We start from the raw sequence: 21281 nt of genomic DNA on the forward strand, positions 1-21281 counted from the left end.
TATTAGTATTGTTCGATAATAACATAATGAGAAAATCTATGAAACACCTACATTTTGAAGAAATTCCATCGACCCAAACAATTGCCATTGAAGAAGCACACCATTATGACCAATTACTTGTCAGTGCTAAACGACAAACTTCCGCAAGAGGTCGTCGACATAATAAATGGGAAGATCTTCAACATAGTCTTTGTTTCTCTTGTAAATTAGAAGCACAGGAGAAGCCAACTCTATTGGCGCTTGAGGTTGCTGTAATGCTTAGTAACTATTTTAATGAGCACAAGCTACTTCTCAAATGGCCAAATGATATCTTCAATGAAGAGAGTCAAAAAATTATGGGGATCTTAGTTAATAAAGATGATGACAACTATATAGTCGGTATTGGAATTAACTATGGAGGACTTCCTCATGAAACATATGGAGTGTTAAAACCCGAAAAAGAGTTAAGTGATATCGATTTTAAAGAGTTACCACTTGAAATCTATCATTACTTTTTAAATAACCGACTTACGGAAGAAGAGATTATCAATCAATGGAATGAAAGATGTTACCACCTCAACAAAGAAGTTAAGATTATTGACGAAGACTCAGTAATAGAGGGTATTTTTAAAGGTATTGGGAGTTTTGGAGAAGCATTGATTGAAGTGCAGGGAAAAATAGAGAAAGCCTATACAGGCTCTCTCATTATTAAATAACTATTCTGAAATTGAAGTTAAAACTTGCTTACTAATATTTTTAAGCTCTTTCTTAATAAGATTTTCAGCAAGATCAGGAACGATTTCCCAAATAATTTTTTCAATATTTTGCTCACAATATTCACGAGCATATTTTTCAATAATTGGAGCAACTTCATTTCTAAGTTCAGCTTTTAGCTCTTCAACATCTACGGCCGGTGATGCTGTCGCTGGAGCTGCTGAAGTTGAAGTATTGATTGATGCAGTCGTCGAAGTACCAAACGAGAAGTCATCATTCATTTGTGTGACTGATGAAAGATTAATTTCATGCTCATCTTCTTCTGGTGATGAAAATATCTCAGTAGACTCTTCATCTGCATCCCATAGGTTCTCATCAGAAATTTCTTCAAAGTCTTGGTCGTCGTCATTAGTCGAAGCTTCAAAGAAGTTATCTTCTTCAGCTTCTTCTTCGATTTCACCTTCGATCTCGTCTTCGATATCGTCTTCGATATCATTTGAGACTTCAGGTGCGTCAAAAGAAACCTCTTCAGACTCCTCTTCATCTACTCCTGGAAGATCAAAATCATCTCCCAATTCATCGTCTAAGTTTCCAAAATAATTACTTACGTCCAACACAGAAGAAGATGCTTCTTCTTGCTTGGCTTCTGGAAGCCCCTCAATGACAGGTGGAAGTGTATCAAATTCTTTCGTTACATCACTTCCCTTTAGATTTGTTGGATCAAAGCCCCAGCCATCTAATTCAGACTGTAAGTTATTATCTAAGTCTTCAGAGTCACCATCAAATGTATTATTAGCAGTAAGATCAAACTCTTGTGTTTTATCTTCTTCAGATTGAGCAATTGAGCTATCAACGTCCCAGCCAGAAAAATTATCTTCTTCTAGGTCATTGCTCTCAAAACTATCTTGAATTTCTTCTTGGTCATCTTCAAAAGTTTCATTTGATGTTTCCGATTCAGAGACACCACTTTCTATTAGCTCATTACAAAGAGAAATAAATTTCTCCGTCTCAAATGGCTTAACAACTTTATCTGAATAACCACTAGAGCGTAATTTGTTCTCGTCAACGATATCAAATGTACCTAGCATTGCTAACACAGGCGTTGTTGGAAATTTCTTACGAGTCTCTTCTCCTAATTTATAGCCATCATCAGAGAGACCAAAGTCGAGAAGGATAAGATCGAAATCATCACTTTTTGAAAATAATTCTGACTCATCAAGAGCTGAAACAATTTCAAAATCTTGATTTGCGAATGTAATATTTATTACTTTTTGGATTGTCTGACTGTCGTCAGCAACTAATACCTTTTTACTCATATAAAACCTCAATATATTGTTACGCAAAAAATCCAGCTAAGCAAGAGACAGTTTTAATGATTACGGTATGTTTCTAGATGATTGAATAGATAATAGCTGACTGATTATCTAGATTACCTCGACGATTGGCCCCATCAAAAAGATTATCAATCTGAATAACTTCATCTTGAGAAGACTCTTGAATGATTCTCTTAATATCGTGAAGACTCAGGCTCCCGTAGACACCATCGCTCAAGACTATAATACGATCATTTGGTTCGACATTTAGCTCCCAAATCTTTGGAGCGATATCCTCATATAAACCCAATGCAACTAGTGGGAAGGTACTCTTTTGATGTGAATTATCTGAGATTGAAATTTGTGTAACACAATCTGGAGTATTAACAAGCGACAGGTCTCCATCACGATACATGAGAACTAAACAATTACCACATGAAACGATTGATAGAATATTTTCAGACAACATTGTTAATGCAGCTGAAACTCCCCCCTTATCATTGAGAGGCTTAGTCTTATTGATATCGAGAAGATTCTTATGTGCAATAAACATTGCGTTCACTAAGGCATTAGTCTCTAACACATACTGCGGTGAATAGAAATACGGCATGGTCGCATTCGGATCACCTGATAATTTTGAAAAGTATGAGTCAATTGACCTCTTGGCACTTTCTAAGTTTCGGTCTGATATACCCGAACCGCCAAAGCCATCAAAAACTCCAAAAATCTTTTGTTTAAGATTAATGAAAGTATTGTCCTCATTCAGATTTAAATAAGGGCCCTGATGTGTTCTTGCAAAGAAGCTTTGAATTTCTCTCATAGATTTTTCAGCCTTTCACTGGCCTTAAGGTAGTATTCGTTATCAATTGGTGAAATTTGTTGCACCTCTTGAAACTTCTCACGAGCATCTTCAAAAGAGCCAAGAGACTCTGAAATTAGACCCTGTCGATACACCTTTCTCGCCCTTCTCGTTAATGTATCATTAATATCATCTAGTTCACTTTGGGCATCCAGTTCATTAGGATTATAGCGCAAGACTTCTTTAAAAACTTCATAAGAAGCCTTAAGATCTTCGGCCTCTTTTAGTGAACGGGCCTTACCGAGTAATGGCCCAGTAATATTCTTTAGATTATGACGAGACTTCTTAAGCATATCCACTGCTTTCTTCATGAGGTCTTCATCCATCGACTTTTCACTTATGAATAACTCTAAAGCGCCAATGGCCTTAAACCACTCTTCTTGAAGAAAGAGTGTTTCTCCTGGTTTGAGTGCATCAACCATGCGCTGTCTTTCTGCTTTCTTTTGAGCTTCTTCAAGTTCTTTTCGATTCTTTTCTTTGATATAAGAATCTAACTCTAATTCAAGATTAGCAACATCATAATTATTTGGATCAAGTTCCTTAATTTGTTGAAATAACCCACGTGATAAAGTGACATTACGCTCTTTAACTGCCTCTGTTGCTTTATCGAGTAGATTCTTTACCTTAGCTTGAATGAGCTTTCTCTTTTCTTCAGCACGTCTTTCAAGCTCAGCCTTTTCAAGCTCTGCATACTTATCCTTGGCAAGCTGATAAAACGTTTGAGCCTGTTTATAATCTTTAGTTATCAAGAATAATCTTTCAAACTCAGTGATTGCTTCTGCAACATTTCCCTCATTGGCATAACGAGTTGCTAACTGATAGAGGGCCTCTGCTTTTTCCTGCTGTTCTTTGGTTAGCTTCTTATCGACAGAAGTTACAACCTGTTTCTTCTTTTGCTCTTTTGCCTGTTTATCTTTAGCTGTTGCTTTTGGCTTCTCTCCACTATCTGGAAATAAGAACATATAGACGCCAAGTAATACGACAGTATAAATTAATACTTTCTTGCGTTTTTCTGGGTCATTAAGAATTCTCTTTATGATAGATTTTTCTTCACTGGCCGTTGGAATATCAGATATTTCGAGATCATCGAAATCTTCATCATCTTCTGATACTTCAACCACTTCTTCGACTTCAATAACTTGGTTATCTTCAACAGGCATCAGCATATCTTGCTGACTTTTTATAAAGTCACTTGCAATTTTAACTGTAAAAGTTGTCGAACCTATAATGAACTCATCACCATTTGTGATTTCTTTTTGATTAATTCTCTTACCGTTAAGAATAGTCCCATTGGCAGATTGTAAATCTTCTAAAACACATGTGATCTTATTTTTTCTGAGGACAGCATGAACAGAAGATACCTCAGGGTCGGATAAAACAATCTGACACTTACTTGGATCACGTCCAATATAAGTCTCCGGCAACTCAAGGTTAAAATGATCATAAGGAACATCTTCACCAAAGAGCTCAAGAACAAAATTAGCAAAGCCCGAGAAGACTTGTGTCTTATCGCCTACATCATCATCTAATGTATCAATATCGTATGATTCATCACCATAGTTGTCGTCATAGCCACCATCGTAATTCTCATCATAGTTTTCGTCGTAATTTTCATCGAAACCTTCAGAAAAAGCATCTTCTTGCTGACCGAATTCATCCAGGCCACCTTCTTGGGTTTCTATATTTTCAGATGCACCGAATTCATCTTGTGCTTCATCACTAGAGTCTTGCGCCGGAGCATCAAAGGCCTGAGTCTCTTCTTCAAAATCAGATGAGTTCTCGACAGGGCCATCAATAATAGCAGTCTCTTCCTCTACTAGTGAATCTTCTGGTTCCACACTTTCAAAATTATCTTCCGGTAATTCTGGTTCAAGACTATCTTGAGCGACCTGCTCTTCGACTTCAAGGCTTTCAAATAAAACCTTATAGTCATTACAAACAAGATAGTAGCCGCTTGAGACAGGAATCTCTTCAAGAAACATGGGAGCATTATTAACTAAGACAGTATCGTAAGTTGATAATTTGTTGAGTGTCCAACTTACACCGTTAAAATTTAGACTAGCGAGTCTTCGTGAAATCTGAGGATCATCTAAATGAACGTGGGCCTCATCAGATCGACCAATTAGGAAACTAGAGCTCTGCCCCATGATCACTTGATCATTAATCTCAATACGATTAAGAATCGTTCCATGTTTAGAAACAGTAATTATCACTCTTTTTCATCCCTAATTTATCGGCCATATCTTCAACGTTTTTCTTAGCTTCGATAAAGCGTTCATCTGTCTTATATTCAATTAAAAGCTTATAGATCGCACAGTACGTTCCCAACGCTCTATTATACTTCAAAGAATCTTTATTCTTAGTAGCTTGATCAAACATATCTTTAATTTTTTCATCAAGTCGTTGTTTTGCAATATTTAAGTGATAGGCAGCATTCCCATCATTTGGATCGAGCGTTAATGCTAAGTTAAACTCTTGCATAGCTCTAAAGTAATTACCTTCTCGCGCCTCACGTCTACCACGGTGAATATAGGCTTCTACTTTCTCTCGTGTTTCGAAGTCCTCTACATACTTACGACCGGTATTACTATTTGAAGAATCGATAATTGTACTACCTTCTTTTTTTACACTGGCCTTCTTGGTCTTAGTTTCGTCCCCGTCCATAAAAAAGAGTAATCCCATGACAGCAACTGCTATATAGATCAACTTCTTTCGTTTCTCTTCAGGAGTAGCAGGGCCTTTCTTTTTCTTAGGCTTTGCTTTCTTCTTTACTTCCTCTTCTTCTTCCTCGTCTTCTTCATCCTCTTCAGGGTCTTCATATTCAACGAGGGCCTTCTCTTCTTTCACTTCGATAAAAGAATATTTGAAAACAGTCGAGCCAACGATAATTTTATCTCCAGACTTAAGCTTGTGTTGAGTAACCTTCAGGTCATTCACCATCACACCATTTTGTGACTTAAGATCTGTTAGCGTGTATTCATTATTTACACGTGTTAATTCAATATGCTCACGAGAAGCTTGAGTATCAAGAATTTGAATATCGTTTGAGCTTAAGCGACCAAGAACGATTCGATTACCATTTAAGTAATAACAAATACCTTTATTCTTACCAGTCATACAAATAATACGATGGTATTGCCCAGAAGACTCTGGGGAAGATAAATTCTTTGTCATTCTAATTGCGGCAACCATTTATATTTAGTCCTCTTTAATTAGTGTAACATAGAACGCTTTAGCAAAATTATCTCGCCCTATTAAACTCGTAACAAAAATATTATAAAAATGCCCAGAGAGTTCATATTCACCCTTCTGAGACGTTCCTCCGTTATCTGCAGAGGCATCACATAATTCAATAATAGTAGCTGCAAATCCTTTTTCACGTGCCACATCTAAGAGGCTCATTCCCTCAGAAGAACTCCCTCTGATTGCCGTGATATCCTCTGCAAGCGTATTGATATGAGATAGATTCTTTTGTGAATCTAAAACAAGGACTGCCCCTTGGGCCCCTTGCATGAACTCGTATAAGCTGGAAACGTAAGATTCATCACTTTCCATTTCATCAAAGCTCATTTCATCATCAGTCTTTTGTAACTCTCTAATTCGTTGAATCATGGAGTTTATCGATGACCTTAAAGGATCAATTTCAGACCAAAGGTATTCACTATCAACATTCTTTCGATTTCCTCTTAGGGCCTCTTCAATTTGAAATTTCATTTCATCAAGGTGTCTAATCGTCATATAATAGACAATGGCAAAGAAGACGATAGAAGCAATGAATGAAGTAATAAGTGCTTCGAGATAGGCCACTCTACTCTTCGAGGCTTCATCAGCAATTGATGAAGGCTTAAACCTAATTGCAATTACACCGACAACATCAAGCTGTCCTGTTTTAACATTAGTTGCTTTAATCTTTTGTCCAATCCCAATTTCACCATTTGATAAACGACTTACCATTGGACGATCATCAGAATTTTTCATGGTCCTTTCCGCCCACTCTCTTACTTGGACAGAAAAAGGATCATCAATATACATATTTAGTTTTGTGAGAGGCCTTACAATTCGACCATCGATATCAAATAGGTCATAAGAAACAACGCCGTTGTTTCCTTGTTCCATAAACTTCGTATCGACACGATCAAGATCTTTCCTCGCCAGTGCGCCTCTATTTTGTCTTTTAATTTCATCAGCATAGTGAGCTCCACGCTTAGCAACTTCTAAAAGAAGTAAACTTTGAGAGGTCTTCATAACTGGGAAAATTGTAAGTGTTACGGTAACGACAACGAAGATTGCCAGTAAAATACCAGTTAACACACGCCACTCATATTCTTCATTTATCCCATGAACAAGTGGCATTAAACGATATTTGAAAAGCCAGATGATCTTACCAAAGATATTCTCTGGCATTTCACCACCAGTGATATATGTTGGTTCATCATCTTCTTCTACGGCCTCGATCCTTTTCTTAATAATCTTCTTTTTCTCTTTAACGAAGACCACTTGAAGAATTGAATCTGGAAGCGCTATTTTATCACCATTTTTAACAGTGGCCCTCTTAACAGCTTTACCATTAACAAAAGTTCCATTTGAACTGCCAAGATCTTTAACAAAGGCAACATCTTGAGTAACTGTCACTGATAAGTGTTTTTTTGAAACACCATTTACAGGAAAGTGAACACTACATTCTTCTGAGCGTCCTAGGGTATTTTCCCCTTCCTCTAATATATACTCTTGTCCACGTAGCTTACCAGCTACAACAACTAATTTATACATAACTCTAGAGTATCCCCTTCCTTAATCTCTTGAGGCAACTGTCCTTCGGCCAACTCTAGTACACGACTAGCACTGAAAACAATTTGCGTATGTCTCCATGGTTTTAATCCACGGTATATTTTCTTTATTTCGTTCTTGCTATTAAAGAACACAACATCGATTTTATAATTCATAAAGCATGTATGAATTGCATTTGTTCCATAGAAAATCATGCCATCAAATCCGTCCATGCTTTCCGAAAACATTAGTCCTTTTAACTTTTTATAAAAAGAGTCTGCGACAATCGCTTGTTTACAGATATCAATTCCATTACAAGTTATTTTCATTATTTCCCGCCTACAAGCTCAACAACAAGAGGAGCAAAAATCATCAATAGAACAGATGGAACAATAAAGGCCATCATCGGAAATAAAATCTTCGTGGCAGCAGTGGCACCTTCTTTTTCAATTTGAGCTGATTTCTTTTGTCTGATCTCAATCGATAATGCTTTTAGAATTGGTCCAATCGAAGCACCAACAGAGTCAGCAGCAATTAAAGTCGCACAAAATGAAGATATTTGAATTAAGTCCACTCGCCAGGCCATATTTCTTAATGCCTCAGCACGACTTGCACCGATTTTAATTTCTTTAAGAAGAATTTCGAACTCTTGAGTTAACGGACCTGGCTTCGCCTTATCCACAACTTTAGTCATGGCAGCAATAAAATCCAGTCCAGCTTCAACAGAAAGGGCCAACATATCAACAGAGAATGGCATCCCATTAATAATATCTTTTTGTCGTTGTTCAATTTTCCCTTTAATCCAAATATCAGGATATAAGAATCCAACCAGGGCCATGACAGGAATTAACGAAAGCTTCCAATCAGCTTCAGTAAATTCTCTTACTGCTAAGAACATAATTGGAAAACCAATGATGAGAAATAACTTAAAGGCAAAGAAGTCTTCAGGTGTCATGTCCTCTGTTAGTCCAGCACTTGCTAACTTTCTTTTATACTTCTCTTTAATCTTCTTCTTGCTCTTCATCGAAGAAACAATTGGTGAGATATAGCGTTTAAAGAAAGGTCTAGAATATTGGAGAACAAAACCATGCTTCTTAACGTTATCGGCTTTCTTAGAGCCACCTTCTTCTAGTTTTTGTGCCGCTTGAAATGATTCGTTATCTTGAAACATCATTTGCGTCACAATGTAGACGGCAATCCCTATAAGAATAATTCCGGCCCACATTAGAAGCTGTGAACTCTCAAATAACTCAGCACCCTTTCTATAATCACAAGCATTCTGCTCACCATTATCACAGGCACTAGTAATTAACTTCTTCCCTTCGGCAGCGTAGTTTATACCATCTTGTTTAAAGCTCTTATCAGTAAACGTTTGGTAAAGAAGACCTTGCTCAAAACAACTTGATTGGTTTCCTTTTTTACAAGATTCATCAAGTAAGTTTGCATGGTCACGTTTTGAATAATTGGCATAGCTCTGCGCATTTGCATCGAATGCCACGAGCAACGTAAACATGTAAAACAATAAAGAAGTTATGAGACCTTTAGTCATAACATAAGAATATCAAAAATAATTGATTTCAAGCAGTTAGAGGCAATATTGGCCCTATGTGCTAACCTTGATTAACCTGCTCAACAATAGATAAGTTCTCTTTGGTTCCCACCTTACCTGCGACGTCAGGAATATAAGTAGGCGAGTAATTTGATAGGTATTTTTTCTTAAGCTCTAAAACTCGTTCATATTTTTGTGAGATATCCACTTTATCAATATCTCCGGCCTCAAGGGCCTGCTTCACATAATTATATGCTTCTCGACAAGCATCAAATGAACGATATTCAATAACATCGGCACCGGCACTAAGAGCTTTCAGTGCTGCTTCCCCAATTGTAATTTCGTCAGAGATGGCCTTCATTTCCATATCATCAGAAATAATTACTTTCTTAAAGCGCAACTCCTCACGAATTAATTCATAGGCCTTTTTAGAGAATGTACAAATATTATCTGGATCAATTGCATCCACTTTCAAATGGGCCATCATAACAAAATCAACCCTTGCTTTAACAGCTTTTACAAACGGAATAAATTCATTTTCCCTAAGTTCTTCAAGAGACTTATTAACGACTGGAAGTTTAAAGTGTGAATCTTCTAACGTGTCTCCATGTCCAGGAAAGTGTTTCGCACATGACATAATCCCACTAGTTTGTTGGCCACGAATAATCGCAGAAACAAATTTCGTTACATCATCAGCATTATCTCCGAATGCACGATCACCGATAACTGTATTTTTTGGGTTTGTGAAAATATCACAAACAGGCCCTAGGTTTATATTCACTCCACAACTTAAAAGCTCATTAGACATCAATTGCGAAATTTCAAAGCATAGCTTTGGTGAATCAGTTTTAGCAACGTCTAACATCGGAGGAATTACAGTAAAGCCTTCACGAAATCTTTGTACTCGTCCACCCTCATGATCTGTTGCGATGAAAAGTGGATAGTTATCACGAAGCGATTGAATATTATTAATCAACTCTGCTAGTTGAGCAGGAGATTCATAGTTTTGTTTAAAAAGAATAACTCCACCAATATTTTCTTTTTGAATAAAGTTTTCTTCTTCTGTCGTTAATTGCGTACCACTGATACCAGTAATAAATAATTGACCTAATATATTATTCATTTATTTGCCTTTACCTTTAAGTTTTGGGTCTAAGTAATCTCTAAGGCCATCACCAAAGAGATTTAAAGAGATAATTAAACCTGTCATGAGTAAGCTTGTCACGATTACAACATGAGGTGCTTCTAAAAGCACTAGTTTTGCCATTGCAAGGATTGCTCCCCATGAGTATTCACTTGCTCCCAATCCAAGGAATCCTAAACTAGCTTCACTAATTATAACTCCACTTATTCCAAGAACAAAGTGAATGGAAATAACTGGCACAATACTTGGTAAAATTGACTTATAGAATAAACGAAATTCACTTACACCAATTGCTCTTGCACTTTCAACATATCCTAAATTTAGGACACGCATTGTCTCTCCTCGAGCAATACGAGCGTAGCCAGGCCATGATGTAAAAATAAGACATAGTACTAATCCCGTAAAAGATTGTCCTGAAAAGGACATAACTAAAATGGCGAGCAAAATACTAGGAAAAATAAAGATTAAGTTAGTAAACATATCCATTACTTCAGAAACAAACTTAATTTTTATTGCAGATAGATAACCTATAACGATCCCAATGACACATGCACTACTACTAATTAAAAGAGAAATCCCGACTGTATAAATAAGCCCAACGCTAAGAACCTTAAATAAGCTCCTTCCATTGATGTCTGTACCTAAAAAATAATCTTGTGAGAAAGGGGCAAACAATTCATGAGAGATAATACTTGAAGGTGTGTAATTAAAACCATTCATAAATAACCAAAGCAAGGCCCATACAATATAAATTGAAAGGATGACGCCACCGAAGATCATTTCATTATTTATTTTCTTCTTTCTCACTAACCTATCCTTGGATCAATTTTTTCATTTAAGTAATCAACTAATACATAAACAAGCATATAAATAACTGTTGAATAAGCGATTATCCCTTGAACGAGCGGGTAGTCACGATTGTTAATGGCCTCAAATAAAAGAGAGCCTAGTCCTGGAATATCAAAAATAGTTTCAGTAATAACAGTACCGGCCAGGACAACAGAGAGTTGAATTGCGACGACATTTAAAATCGTCGGCATACAAATCTTTACCAAGCGATAAACAATGGCCGAGTTTGAAAGTCCTTTTGCATTTAACACTAAAACCCATAGCTGTGATTCTTCTTCAAGATACTTATTTCTCATTACTCTTACGATTACAGATGATAAAGGAAGAACTAATGTCGTCACCGGAATTACCATATGCATGAAAGATTCCCACTGAGAAACAGGAAAAATTCCAAGCTTAATTGAGAAAACTAAAACAAGCAGCGGTGCCAAAGAGAAAATTGGAAATGACAACAGAGTCAATGTAATTACACGTATGGCAGTATCTGGTAATTGCGACTTCTTAATTGCAGAAATAACACCGATACCAATTCCAATTGGTGTTGATATTAAAATTGAAATTAAGGCCAACACAAGCGTTGGTGGTAAGTTTTGTTTAATAAGAGTAACGACAGATTCTTTTTTAAAAAATGACTTTCCTAGATCAAGAGTGATGATTCCTTTTGCAAAGTCTACATATTGCTCAACCAGTCCTTTATCAAGTCCAAGCTCAGCACGATACTTTTGAATCTCTTCTACCTTGGCCTCAGGCCCAAGTAATCTTTCGACAGGATCGCCAGGAGTTAATCTCAAGGCAAAAAATATCGTTGTGATTGCAAAAAACAATGTAAAAAAAGATTTTAAGAATAGCTTCATTTAACCAACTCTTTTGATAGGCCCTGGGATGCCCAGTAGTGACCAACAACATCTAAGTTTTTATTTAATATATACACTTGCTCCTGGCCGCCAGCAGCTAAAAGAAAGCGATAATTTCCTTTTTTATCAAATTCATCAAAACTCAATCTTGCTTCAGAAAGGATTTCTTTAGGAATATTTAAGTATTGTTCTTGGAAATATGGAAAACTCTCCCAAAGAATATGAAAATTCATGTCACCATTTTTTTTCTCTATGGCCTTCTTAATAAATCCTGATACCTTTGCACATTCAATAATCGATGAATAAAAACAAATTGCTTTTACTCCTTGAGGTACAGCGTACTCACGTTGTCCCAACCATTTATACTCAGGCGAATTTAGATTATAGAGAATCTTTCTTCTTTTTAAGTCAACCTGTCCACTTACAGTGTAGACATCATTATTTAAGTAAAATGTTGATTCGTACTTAATTGGTACTAAGAAGAAAAGATCATTAGAGATCTTCTTTCTTTTAGATATGACAATAGTCTTTTCATGGACCTTGCTTCTATTAACTGGAGAGATGATTTGTGTCTTTCTAACATATTCATGATTTTTATTAAAACCAGACATTGTATCAACAAGATACTCGCCACTTACTTCTAATTGCTTATATTGATTAGTTGATGCCGTTAGCTGATCGTTTAAATCCTCGTTTAGCACACTACATGAAGCAATTAAGAATAGAAAAAGCACACCAAGAGGTCGCAACATAAACTACTCCTCTATTTTTTGATTAATATACTTATTAAATTCCTCATCAAGTGAAGTTAAAATTATTGATTTATCATCAAGCTCTTGTAGATATGACTCTAGCTCGCCATTACTCTCAAACTTAATACCAATTTTCTTCATTGGAATATTATCGAGTCTAAAGTTTACATAATCGATATCGTAAACTTTTTGGATATTAGAGATATCATACGAATTCTTTTCTAAAACTAAAGTCCCCATTGAGAACTTCTTATTTGAAAAGTTTTTGAAATCTTGAAGAGACATAACAAAGGAAGCACCATTACTTGAAATATCAATTAACTTAGCACCTCTTAATTCAGGAAAGTCACTCATCGATGTAGAGAAATCTTTAATGAATGAATCTTCTTTATTTTTTGATTTATTGAAGTGAAGAACGTTATCTGCAGAAGGCAGATCTTCTTCAACGGCATCAAAGTAGAGATATGAAGATGTCATATACGAAACATTGAATCTCATATCTGCTCTTCTTTCACTTCGATATACTTTACCATCGATTTTTAATTTACCACCATCAACGATACCCTTAAAAAAGTAGCTCATATAGCGAAGACTAAAGTTCGCCATCACAACACCATCAAGAGAGTGATTATCATCAATAATTAGAGTATCTTCTTCAATTGCATAAATCTCAACAGAAGCAACTTGCTGTGAGTTAGTCCAAATTTTTAATTTACTCTTAGTGGCAATGAGCTCCCTGATTTTTAATTTTATATCAGAGAGCTCTAATTCGATAAAAAGATTTTTAGAATTCAATTGTAAACCTATCTTCGACTTATGATAGAGTCGCTACTTGTTTTAAAAGATCGATTGACTCTAGTGCCTTACCACATCCACGAACAACACAAGTAAGTGGATCTTCAGCAAGAGCTACAGGAAGACCAGTTCTTTCTTTAATTAAAACATCTAGGTTCGCTAGAAGTGAACCACCACCAGCTAGAATAATTCCGTTATCAACGATATCGGCAGCTAGCTCAGGAGGTGTCTTTTCTAATGAAGTTTTAATTGCTTCGACAACTTCTGCAATTGGATCAGAAAGAGCATCTCTGATTTCGTCAGAAGTAACTTCGATAATCTTAGGTGCACCTGCTACAAGGTCACGTCCCTTAACTTCATATGTTCTTACTTCATCATCAAATGGATATGCATTACCAATCGACATTTTGATTTGCTCTGCAGTTCTTTCACCAATTAATAATGAGTATTTTTTCTTAATGTATGAAGCAATTGCTTCATCAAATTTATCACCGGCCACTCTTTCAGATTGAGAGTAAACGATACCACCAAGTGAAATGACTGCAACTTCAGTCGTTCCACCACCAATATCAACGATCATATTTCCAGAAGGCTCAGTAATTGGAAGTCCAGCACCGATTGCTGCGGCCATTGGCTCTTCAATTAAATATACTTCACGCGCACCTGCTTGCTCAGCAGATTCTTTAACTGCACGTTTTTCAACCTGAGTAATTCCAAAAGGAATACAAATAATGATTCTTGGCTTAACAAGCTTCGAACCTGATAGTGATTTTTGGATGAAGTACTTAAGCATCGCACCTGTCACTTCAAAGTCAGCGATTACTCCATCTCTCATAGGACGAATAGCTTGAATAGATCCAGGTGTACGACCAAGCATTTGCTTTGCTTCAGAACCAACAGCAAGAACTTTTGATCCAGTTCCTTTATACCCTTGGTGAACAGCAACAACAGAAGGTTCATTAACAATGATCCCTCTATCTTTAGCGTAAACAAGAATATTTGCCGTACCTAAATCGATCGCAAGATCGTTTGAGAAGAAATTAAAAAATTGCTTTAACATTTCATATTCCTTTATAAAATTTTACCAATGATAGTGTCTGATATTCTCACCACGGTCAGCAATGTCTGCCATTGCCTCAATTCCTAGCTCGATGTGAATATCTGTATATTTCTTGAAGACCGACTTAGCAGACTTCTTCGTTTTAATACCATCCTTAGTCATTGGACAATCAGAGATTAATAGTAATGCTCCAATATTTACCTTACTTACAAAACACGAAACAAATAGAGCGGCCGTTTCCATTTCAACAGCTAAAACTCTTTGCTCAATTAAGCGTTCTTTAAAACGATCATCAAACTCCCAGAATCGATAATCTGTAGAGTGGATCGTTCCAGTACGGTAATCGTGCCCATGTTCTAATAATATTTGAGAAACGAATTTTTGTACTTTAAATGTTGGAAGGGCAGGAACTTCCCTAGGAAGAAAGTGCTCAGTAACACCTTCAGCTCTAATCGAAGCGATAGGAAGTACGAAGTCACCAACTTTCAGAGAAGGGTGAACAGCACCTGCAAGACCTAAGAATAGAACGGCCTTCGGGTGGATAACTGAAATAAGCTCTCCAATAAGAGCGGCCATTGCAGCACCTACACCAAATTCAATAATCGTTACTTTTGCTTTCTTAGAACTTGAAGCCTTAAAAGCTGAACCTTGTGTATAAACATGGTCATCAAGAAGAGCATTGAATCTTTCAACGTAGTAGTGAAAATTTGTTAAGATAATTTGTTGTTGGAAGTCTCTAAAGTCGTGACCTGTGTAGCGCTCAAGCATATCAATTGCGATCTTGCGCTTATCTTCGTTCCAGTGAATACGACGTGCTCTAAGAGCAGCCTTCTTCATTTCTAGGTTAGCACCTAGTTCTGGAGACTTCGCCTTTGTATTAAGAGAAAGTTCATCAACAAATGCAGTTGATAAGCTAGCTTGTGTAGGAGAACTTGCTTTACGTGAAGAAGTTTTCTTTACAGTTTTTTTCTTTGTAGCTTTCTTTTTAGCAACTTTTTTAGTCGTTTTTTTCGTCGTTTTGCTCGCAGCTTTTTTCTTAGCTGCTACTTTTTTCTTTGCAGCGCACATTCCGTTATACCTTTTGATTAGCAATCCGTTTGCTTATATATGTAAAATGTACCATTTAGGTCATTTTATTGACAACCATTAATAACAAGTTTAGCACCGCGCATTCCTATAAAAATGACTTGGCCCTTGTCAAAATCGATATTTTTTTTTAGTATAACCAGACTATTTTCTAACACTACGCAAAAGGAAAGATTATGGGTGCAGGTAGAAAGAAAACTATTGCTAAAATGAGCAAGAAAAAAGCTCAACTTAAGAAAAAAGCAAGAATTTTACGCAGAATCAACGCTGCTAAGAAGTAATATAACTGGCGCATTAGCGTCAGTTACTTACTTCCTCTTCAATTGATTTTTCAACCGATTTTTCAATAGCCAAATTCACTTTATTTAAACGACCACGGTATAGGCTCATGAGACTCATGTCCTTCATCCACACGTCATCTTCAAGCCTCCAAGAACCTGTTATTCCAGCAACCTTCTTCGCATTAACCAGCGTTCTTTCAAGTTCATCACGGCTTGTAAAGTCACCTAACGATAGTACATTAGCAGCAAGTGCCATCCCCTCAAAGCCTAGGATTTCAACAACACCAGGACGTTGTCCATAGCGCGATTGATAACTAGAAACGAAGCCAGAGTCTCCCTGAGGCACTTCAGAATCCACAAAGAATAGCTTACCTAGCTTAGAAGTCTCCCTTGAGATTCTTCTTGATCTCCAGTTTGGACCTCCTACTAAATTTACATTAAATGCATCGTAGTAGTTAAAAGATGGAATTAGTTGAAGGGCATCATTTGGAGCTGCAGGCAGTAGAACCCAATCAAAGTCCACAATTGGGCCAAGTGTCTGGACACGTCTAATTGATGTATTACCTTCTAGTTTATGAACAGACTTTAGAAGTTCAAATTCTTCTTGTCTTTCGCGTGTAAAGTATAGACCTAGGATCTTAGCAACAGTTGATCTGTGGTCTGTCTGATTAGTATCAAATGATTGAATACTAACAATTTCAGCACCGGCCTTCTCGGCCATCTTCCATGCTGAATCAACATATGAATAACCAGTATCTGTATTTGGATAAATAATTGATACCTTATTTCCAAATTTTGAAAGATATTTCTCAGAGAATAATAATGATACTTGAGACTCAACTGAACCTGGTACTTCAATTAGCAAGTGTCCTTTATCATCTTTGCTTGTATAAATTTGAGATAGCGAAATAAAGAATGCTCCATACTTTCTAGCGGCTTCATATTGCGCCTTTGCTTCATCTTTCAAGAGTCCACCGATAATAATTGAAGAGTTCTCTCTTTCAATCATTTCACGAACTTTCTCTTTTCCGACAATCGCACTTCCCATACTATCAAAGATTTTAATCTGGATTGGTTGAAAGTTTGGCTTCGTTGAATTCTGTTCATTATATTTGCGGACAGCGTGATCAATACCAGCAAGCGCTCTCTTTCCAAACTTACTCTTGTCACCCGTAAGTGGAAGAACAACTCCAATTGATCGAAGATTAATTTTGCTATACTTCTTCAAATTTTCAAAACGAGCCGTAACTAGGGCAATGACCTCAGGATACATACTATATTGAGACTTAACCCAATCCCCTACTTCTTGTGCCTTACCTTTATTTCCTTGATTAATTAACTGCTCAATTTCTAAGTACGAAAGATAGGCACAAACAAAGTCCTTCCCCTCTTTAAAATCTTGCACTAATCGTACACGTTCCGCTTGATCAACAATGAAGTACTGAGTAACAAGTTGCCCATAGAACTTCTTCTCTTTTAATTCATCAACAGTATTGGCACCAGAGTTTAACCAAAGTAGTGAATCCAGCGCAACCGCTTGAAAATCAAGTTCTTTTGAAACACGGTAGCGTAATTTATGAAAATTTTCTAAGTCTCGGTTTAGAAGCCATCTTGAGTCCGTTCCATCAAGTGTTTTGAAAGTATTCTCTAGATCACCAAGCTTATAATAACTGCTCGCAAGATTAAGTTTAATCTGAGCATTAAGTTGACCATCTTCACCTGAACTATTTAAAGCTAGGTTAAATTGAAAGATTGCTTGTTCATAGTTTTGGTTTGAGTAATTGATAACACCAATTAAATTTGTCTTAGTAGCAAGTTCAGCTGGTCTTAACTTAGCATCCTGAATTGCATTAAGTTGACCTAGTGCTAATTCCTTATTTCCATCAACGAAACTCTTCTTAGCTACATCAAAATCTTTTAAAAACTTTTTAGTATAAAGATGTGAAGTGTCTCGGTTGATCATTTGGATACCACCGCAACTCACAAGAAGTGTGATTAAAATTAGAGAAATATACTTAAACATAGTCGACCTTTTTTAATTTTGTATGGTCTATTTTATTTGAAATATAGATAGATGAAAACAGGAGAAATATTAGGATTTTATAAACATGGGAGACTAATTCACTCAGTCTCCCGTGCATATATTGAATTAACTAAATAATTCTTTAACTTTATCGATGAAACCAGTGCTCATTGGATGACACTGCTTTCCTTCTAGCTTAGCAAGTTGCTCAAGTAATTCCTTGTGCTCCTTAGATAGCTTAGTCGGTGTCTCAACATGAACAGTTAGAATTGCATCACCTGTTCCATATCCACCAAGCTTTTGGATCCCCTTCCCCTTAAGTCTCATTTTCTTTCCAGACTGAGTACCAGGAGGAAGATCAACAACAACCTTACCATCTAGAGTTGGGACTTCTACCTCTGCACCAAGGGCCGCTTGTGAGAAGCTAATTGGTACAGTATAGAGAACATTGAAACCTTCACGCTTAAAGATTTCGTGCTCTTTAACATCCACAACAATATAAAGATCTCCGTTTGGTCCACCTTGAGCACCTGCATCACCTTCACCAGAAAGTTTTAGACGCTGCCCATGATCAATACCTGCAGGAATTGTTACTTCAAGTTCAACTTTTTTCTTCTTACGGCCTTGGCCATGGCAAGTTCCACAAGGATCTTTGATCATTGTTCCTGAACCCTGACACTTAGGACAAGTTGAAGCAACAGTGAAGAAACCTTGTTGGCGACGAACCTCACCAGCTCCGTGACACATATCACATGTTGTTGGTTCTGAGCCTGCTTTAGCACCAGACCCCGAACAAGTTTCACAAGTTGTTTCTTTGTTGATTGAAACTTTCTTTTTAGCGCCAAATGCTGCTTCTTCAAATGAAACACTAACAGTCATTTGAAGGTCATTACCAGGAACGCCTGTGCGACGTCTTCCACGACGGCCACGGCCACCACCGCCCATCATGTCACCAAAGATATCTCCAAAGATATCACCTAGATCACCGAAATCACCAAATCCACCTTGGAAGCCACCGCCACCGAAGCCACCAGCTTGGCCATTTACACCAGCGTGTCCAAATTGGTCATAGCGCTGACGTTTTCCATCATCTAGTAAAACCTCTGCTGCTTCAGAAGCTTCTTTAAATTTAGCTTCAGCTTCTTTGTTATCAGGGTTACGGTCAGGGTGATACTTCATGGCCATCTTGCGATAGGCCTTCTTAATCTCAGCTTTATCAGCGCCTTTTGCGACACCTAGAATATCGTAATAATCTCTTTTATCACTCATATTTTTAATTCTCTATTAACGAACAAAGGGAGCACAGGGCTCCCTTCAATTCTATATTTCTAATTAAACTTCTTTAAAGTCAGCATCAACAACATCGTCGTCTTGCTTATTTGATCCTGCATTTGCACCTGCATCTGCTTCTGGACCAGCTTGCTGAGCACCAGCTTCAGCACCTGGTTGTTGGTACATTTGCTGAGCGATTGCATGTGAAGCGTTCGTTAGAGCTTCTTGAGCTGCTTTTAACTCATCAAGATTCTCAGACTGAAGCTTACCTTTAGCTTCATTGATTGCTGCTTCTAACTTAGACTTATCGTCTTCAGAGATTTTATCAGCACTGTCTTTGATCATTTTTTCACAGCTTAGGATAAGTGCATCTAGATTGTTTCTAGTATCAACAATCTCACGTGCCTTCTTATCTGCTTCTTTGTTAGCTTCTGCTTCTTGTACCATTCTTTCGATTTCTTCATCTGAAAGACCTGAACCAGCAGTAATCTTAATCTCTTGAGATTTACCAGTTGCTTTGTCTACAGCAGAAACGTGTACGATACCGTTAGCATCAATATCAAAAGTAACTTCGATCTGTGGAACACCTCTTGGAGCCGGTGCAATACCACTTAGGTCGAAACGTCCTAGTGACTTATTATCTTTAGCAAACTCACGCTCACCTTGGCATACGTGAATTGTAACAGCTGGTTGGTTATCAACAGCAGTTGAGAAAGTTTGTGACTTCTTCGATGGAATAGTCGTGTTCTTCTCAATTAGTGGAGTCATAACACCACCTAGAGTTTCGATCCCTAGAGTTAGTGGAGTTACGTCTAGTAGTAGAACGTCTTTTACGTCACCAGCTAGTACACCACCTTGGATTGCAGCACCTGCAGCTACAACTTCATCAGGGTTAACACCTTTAGAAGCTTCTTTACCAAAGATTTCTTTAACTCTCTCTTGAACAGCTGGGATACGAGTTGAACCACCAACAAGAATTACCTCATCGATTTCGCTCTTCTCAAGACCAGAGTCTTCAAGACAAGTTAGACATGGCTTAGCAAGAGCAGTTAAATGATCACCGATTAGAGATTCAAACTTAGCTCTTGAAAGGTTTACGTTTAAGTGTTTTGGACCTGAAGCATCTGCAGTGATGAATGGAAGGTTAACATCTGTCGAGTTAACATTCGATAGCTCATGCTTAGCTTTTTCAGCAGCTTCTTTTAGTCTTTGAAGTGCCATTTGGTCTTTTCTTAAATCGATTCCGTCAGACTTTAGGAACTCTTCAGCAAGGAAGTTAATGATTTTTTCATCAAAGTTCTCACCACCAAGGAATGTATCACCATTAGTTGCTTTTACTTCGAATACACCGTCTGAAGTGATCTCAAGAATTGAGATATCAAAAGTACCACCACCAAGGTCAAATACTGCAATGTTTTTATCTTGCTTAGACTCTAGTCCATAAGCAAGTGCCGCAGCAGTTGGCTCGTTGATAATTCTTTTTACTTCAAGACCTGCAATCTTACCTGCATCTTTAGTTGCTTGTCTTTGAGAGTCATTAAAATATGCTGGAACTGTAATTACAGCTTCAGTAACTGTTTCACCTAAGTAATCTTCTGCCGCTTTCTTAAGCTTTTGAAGAACTTTTGCAGAGATTTCTTGAGGAGACATTGCTTTCCCATCAACTTTTACCCATGCATCACCATTGTCATTTGCAAAAATTTCAAATGGAGCAACGTCAGCAAATGACTTTGCTTCTGGTGTATTAAATTTACGACCAATAAGTCTCTTAATCCCATAAAGAGTTTTTGAAGGGTTCGTTACAGCTTGTCTTTTTGCAACTTGACCTACAAGAGTTTCACCATTGTTTGCGAAACCAATAACAGATGGAGTTGTATTGTGTCCCTCTGCGTTTGCTACGATTTTGTATTTTCCATTCTCAAGAACAGAAACACATGAATTAGTTGTACCTAAGTCGATTCCAATAATTTTTCCCATTATAATC

At 37.2% G+C, this 21281-nt stretch carries 18 protein-coding genes; 1 reads left to right on the forward strand and 17 read right to left on the reverse strand.

The features are described from left to right. Nucleotides 1-26 precede the first annotated feature (26 nt). Nucleotides 27-695: a biotin--[acetyl-CoA-carboxylase] ligase gene (locus ABMA72_RS08395; protein WP_392857906.1), complete on the forward strand. Its 669-nt coding sequence runs from the start codon at nucleotides 27-29 to the stop codon at nucleotides 693-695. On the opposite strand, the gene ABMA72_RS08400 is transcribed toward ABMA72_RS08395, so the two are convergent. From ABMA72_RS08400 to dnaK, 17 genes are all read right to left on the reverse strand, one after another. Further along, complete coding sequence (locus ABMA72_RS08400) at nucleotides 696-2009, reverse strand: response regulator (RefSeq protein WP_393056810.1); 1314 nt, start codon at nucleotides 2007-2009, stop codon at nucleotides 696-698. It lies immediately after the preceding gene. 73 nt (nucleotides 2010-2082) lie between these two features. Further along, nucleotides 2083-2826: a PP2C family protein-serine/threonine phosphatase gene (locus ABMA72_RS08405; protein WP_392857910.1), complete on the reverse strand. Its 744-nt coding sequence runs from the start codon at nucleotides 2824-2826 to the stop codon at nucleotides 2083-2085. Next, a complete protein-coding gene (locus ABMA72_RS08410) occupies nucleotides 2823-5078 on the reverse strand; it encodes an FHA domain-containing protein (protein WP_392857913.1) in 2256 nt (751 codons plus the stop codon). Before ABMA72_RS08410 ends, ABMA72_RS08405 begins: the two co-directional genes overlap by 4 nt. After that, entirely contained in the window at nucleotides 5059-6057 is a 999-nt protein-coding gene (locus tag ABMA72_RS08415; protein ID WP_392857916.1) for an FHA domain-containing protein, read from the reverse strand. Before ABMA72_RS08415 ends, ABMA72_RS08410 begins: the two co-directional genes overlap by 20 nt. 6 nt (nucleotides 6058-6063) lie before the next feature. Continuing rightward, a complete protein-coding gene (locus ABMA72_RS08420) occupies nucleotides 6064-7635 on the reverse strand; it encodes an FHA domain-containing protein (RefSeq protein WP_392857918.1) in 1572 nt (523 codons plus the stop codon). Further along, entirely contained in the window at nucleotides 7623-7961 is a 339-nt protein-coding gene (locus ABMA72_RS08425; RefSeq protein WP_392857920.1) for a DUF192 domain-containing protein, read from the reverse strand. Before ABMA72_RS08425 ends, ABMA72_RS08420 begins: the two co-directional genes overlap by 13 nt. Further along, nucleotides 7961-9145, reverse strand: a complete 1185-nt coding sequence (locus ABMA72_RS08430) for a type II secretion system F family protein (protein ID WP_392857922.1) — start codon at nucleotides 9143-9145, stop codon at nucleotides 7961-7963. The genes ABMA72_RS08425 and ABMA72_RS08430 overlap by 1 nt, the downstream gene beginning before the upstream one ends. Before the next feature lie 97 nt (nucleotides 9146-9242). Then, on the reverse strand, nucleotides 9243-10304 hold the full coding sequence (gene nagZ, locus ABMA72_RS08435) for a beta-N-acetylhexosaminidase (RefSeq protein ID WP_392857923.1): 1062 nt from the start codon (nucleotides 10302-10304) through the stop codon (nucleotides 9243-9245). Then, nucleotides 10305-11132: an ABC transporter permease gene (locus tag ABMA72_RS08440; protein WP_392857925.1), complete on the reverse strand. Its 828-nt coding sequence runs from the start codon at nucleotides 11130-11132 to the stop codon at nucleotides 10305-10307. Further along, nucleotides 11132-12028: an ABC transporter permease gene (locus ABMA72_RS08445; protein WP_392857928.1), complete on the reverse strand. Its 897-nt coding sequence runs from the start codon at nucleotides 12026-12028 to the stop codon at nucleotides 11132-11134. The genes ABMA72_RS08440 and ABMA72_RS08445 overlap by 1 nt, the downstream gene beginning before the upstream one ends. After that, nucleotides 12025-12780 carry a hypothetical protein gene (locus tag ABMA72_RS08450; protein ID WP_393056812.1) on the reverse strand — a complete coding sequence of 252 codons (756 nt, stop codon included), beginning with the start codon at nucleotides 12778-12780 and terminating at the stop codon, nucleotides 12025-12027. The genes ABMA72_RS08445 and ABMA72_RS08450 overlap by 4 nt, the downstream gene beginning before the upstream one ends. A 3-nt stretch (nucleotides 12781-12783) precedes the next feature. Beyond that, a complete protein-coding gene (locus ABMA72_RS08455; protein ID WP_392857932.1) occupies nucleotides 12784-13575 on the reverse strand; it encodes a hypothetical protein in 792 nt (263 codons plus the stop codon). A 19-nt stretch (nucleotides 13576-13594) separates the two neighbouring features. Further along, nucleotides 13595-14635, reverse strand: a complete 1041-nt coding sequence (locus ABMA72_RS08460) for a rod shape-determining protein (protein ID WP_392857934.1) — start codon at nucleotides 14633-14635, stop codon at nucleotides 13595-13597. A 21-nt stretch (nucleotides 14636-14656) separates the two neighbouring features. After that, a complete protein-coding gene (locus tag ABMA72_RS08465; RefSeq protein ID WP_393056814.1) occupies nucleotides 14657-15703 on the reverse strand; it encodes an AMP nucleosidase in 1047 nt (348 codons plus the stop codon). 318 nt (nucleotides 15704-16021) lie between these two features. Next, nucleotides 16022-18025, reverse strand: coding sequence for an ABC transporter substrate-binding protein (locus ABMA72_RS08470; protein WP_393056815.1), 2004 nt, complete (start codon nucleotides 18023-18025; stop codon nucleotides 16022-16024). 126 nt (nucleotides 18026-18151) lie between these two features. Continuing rightward, nucleotides 18152-19294: a molecular chaperone DnaJ gene (gene dnaJ, locus ABMA72_RS08475; protein WP_392857939.1), complete on the reverse strand. Its 1143-nt coding sequence runs from the start codon at nucleotides 19292-19294 to the stop codon at nucleotides 18152-18154. Between the two features lie 63 nt (nucleotides 19295-19357). Beyond that, nucleotides 19358-21274, reverse strand: coding sequence for a molecular chaperone DnaK (gene dnaK, locus ABMA72_RS08480; RefSeq protein WP_392857940.1), 1917 nt, complete (start codon nucleotides 21272-21274; stop codon nucleotides 19358-19360). Nucleotides 21275-21281: the final 7 nt, after the last annotated feature.

The organism is Halobacteriovorax sp. CON-3, from assembly GCF_043196995.1.
Classification (GTDB): domain Bacteria; phylum Bdellovibrionota; class Bacteriovoracia; order Bacteriovoracales; family Bacteriovoracaceae; genus Halobacteriovorax_A.

Coding starts and splice junctions, on each gene's coding strand:
- ABMA72_RS08395 (WP_392857906.1), top strand. CDS start 27: ATGAGAAAATCTATGAAACACCTACATTTTGAAGAAATTCCATCGACC.
- ABMA72_RS08400 (WP_393056810.1), bottom strand. CDS start 2,009: ATGAGTAAAAAGGTATTAGTTGCTGACGACAGTCAGACAATCCAAAAA.
- ABMA72_RS08405 (WP_392857910.1), bottom strand. CDS start 2,826: ATGAGAGAAATTCAAAGCTTCTTTGCAAGAACACATCAGGGCCCTTAT.
- ABMA72_RS08415 (WP_392857916.1), bottom strand. CDS start 6,057: ATGGTTGCCGCAATTAGAATGACAAAGAATTTATCTTCCCCAGAGTCT.
- ABMA72_RS08420 (WP_392857918.1), bottom strand. CDS start 7,635: ATGTATAAATTAGTTGTTGTAGCTGGTAAGCTACGTGGACAAGAGTAT.
- ABMA72_RS08425 (WP_392857920.1), bottom strand. CDS start 7,961: ATGAAAATAACTTGTAATGGAATTGATATCTGTAAACAAGCGATTGTC.
- ABMA72_RS08430 (WP_392857922.1), bottom strand. CDS start 9,145: ATGTTTACGTTGCTCGTGGCATTCGATGCAAATGCGCAGAGCTATGCC.
- nagZ (WP_392857923.1), bottom strand. CDS start 10,304: ATGAATAATATATTAGGTCAATTATTTATTACTGGTATCAGTGGTACG.
- ABMA72_RS08445 (WP_392857928.1), bottom strand. CDS start 12,028: ATGAAGCTATTCTTAAAATCTTTTTTTACATTGTTTTTTGCAATCACA.
- ABMA72_RS08450 (WP_393056812.1), bottom strand. CDS start 12,780: ATGTTGCGACCTCTTGGTGTGCTTTTTCTATTCTTAATTGCTTCATGT.
- ABMA72_RS08460 (WP_392857934.1), bottom strand. CDS start 14,635: ATGTTAAAGCAATTTTTTAATTTCTTCTCAAACGATCTTGCGATCGAT.
- ABMA72_RS08465 (WP_393056814.1), bottom strand. CDS start 15,703: ATGTGCGCTGCAAAGAAAAAAGTAGCAGCTAAGAAAAAAGCTGCGAGC.
- ABMA72_RS08470 (WP_393056815.1), bottom strand. CDS start 18,025: ATGTTTAAGTATATTTCTCTAATTTTAATCACACTTCTTGTGAGTTGC.
- dnaJ (WP_392857939.1), bottom strand. CDS start 19,294: ATGAGTGATAAAAGAGATTATTACGATATTCTAGGTGTCGCAAAAGGC.
- dnaK (WP_392857940.1), bottom strand. CDS start 21,274: ATGGGAAAAATTATTGGAATCGACTTAGGTACAACTAATTCATGTGTT.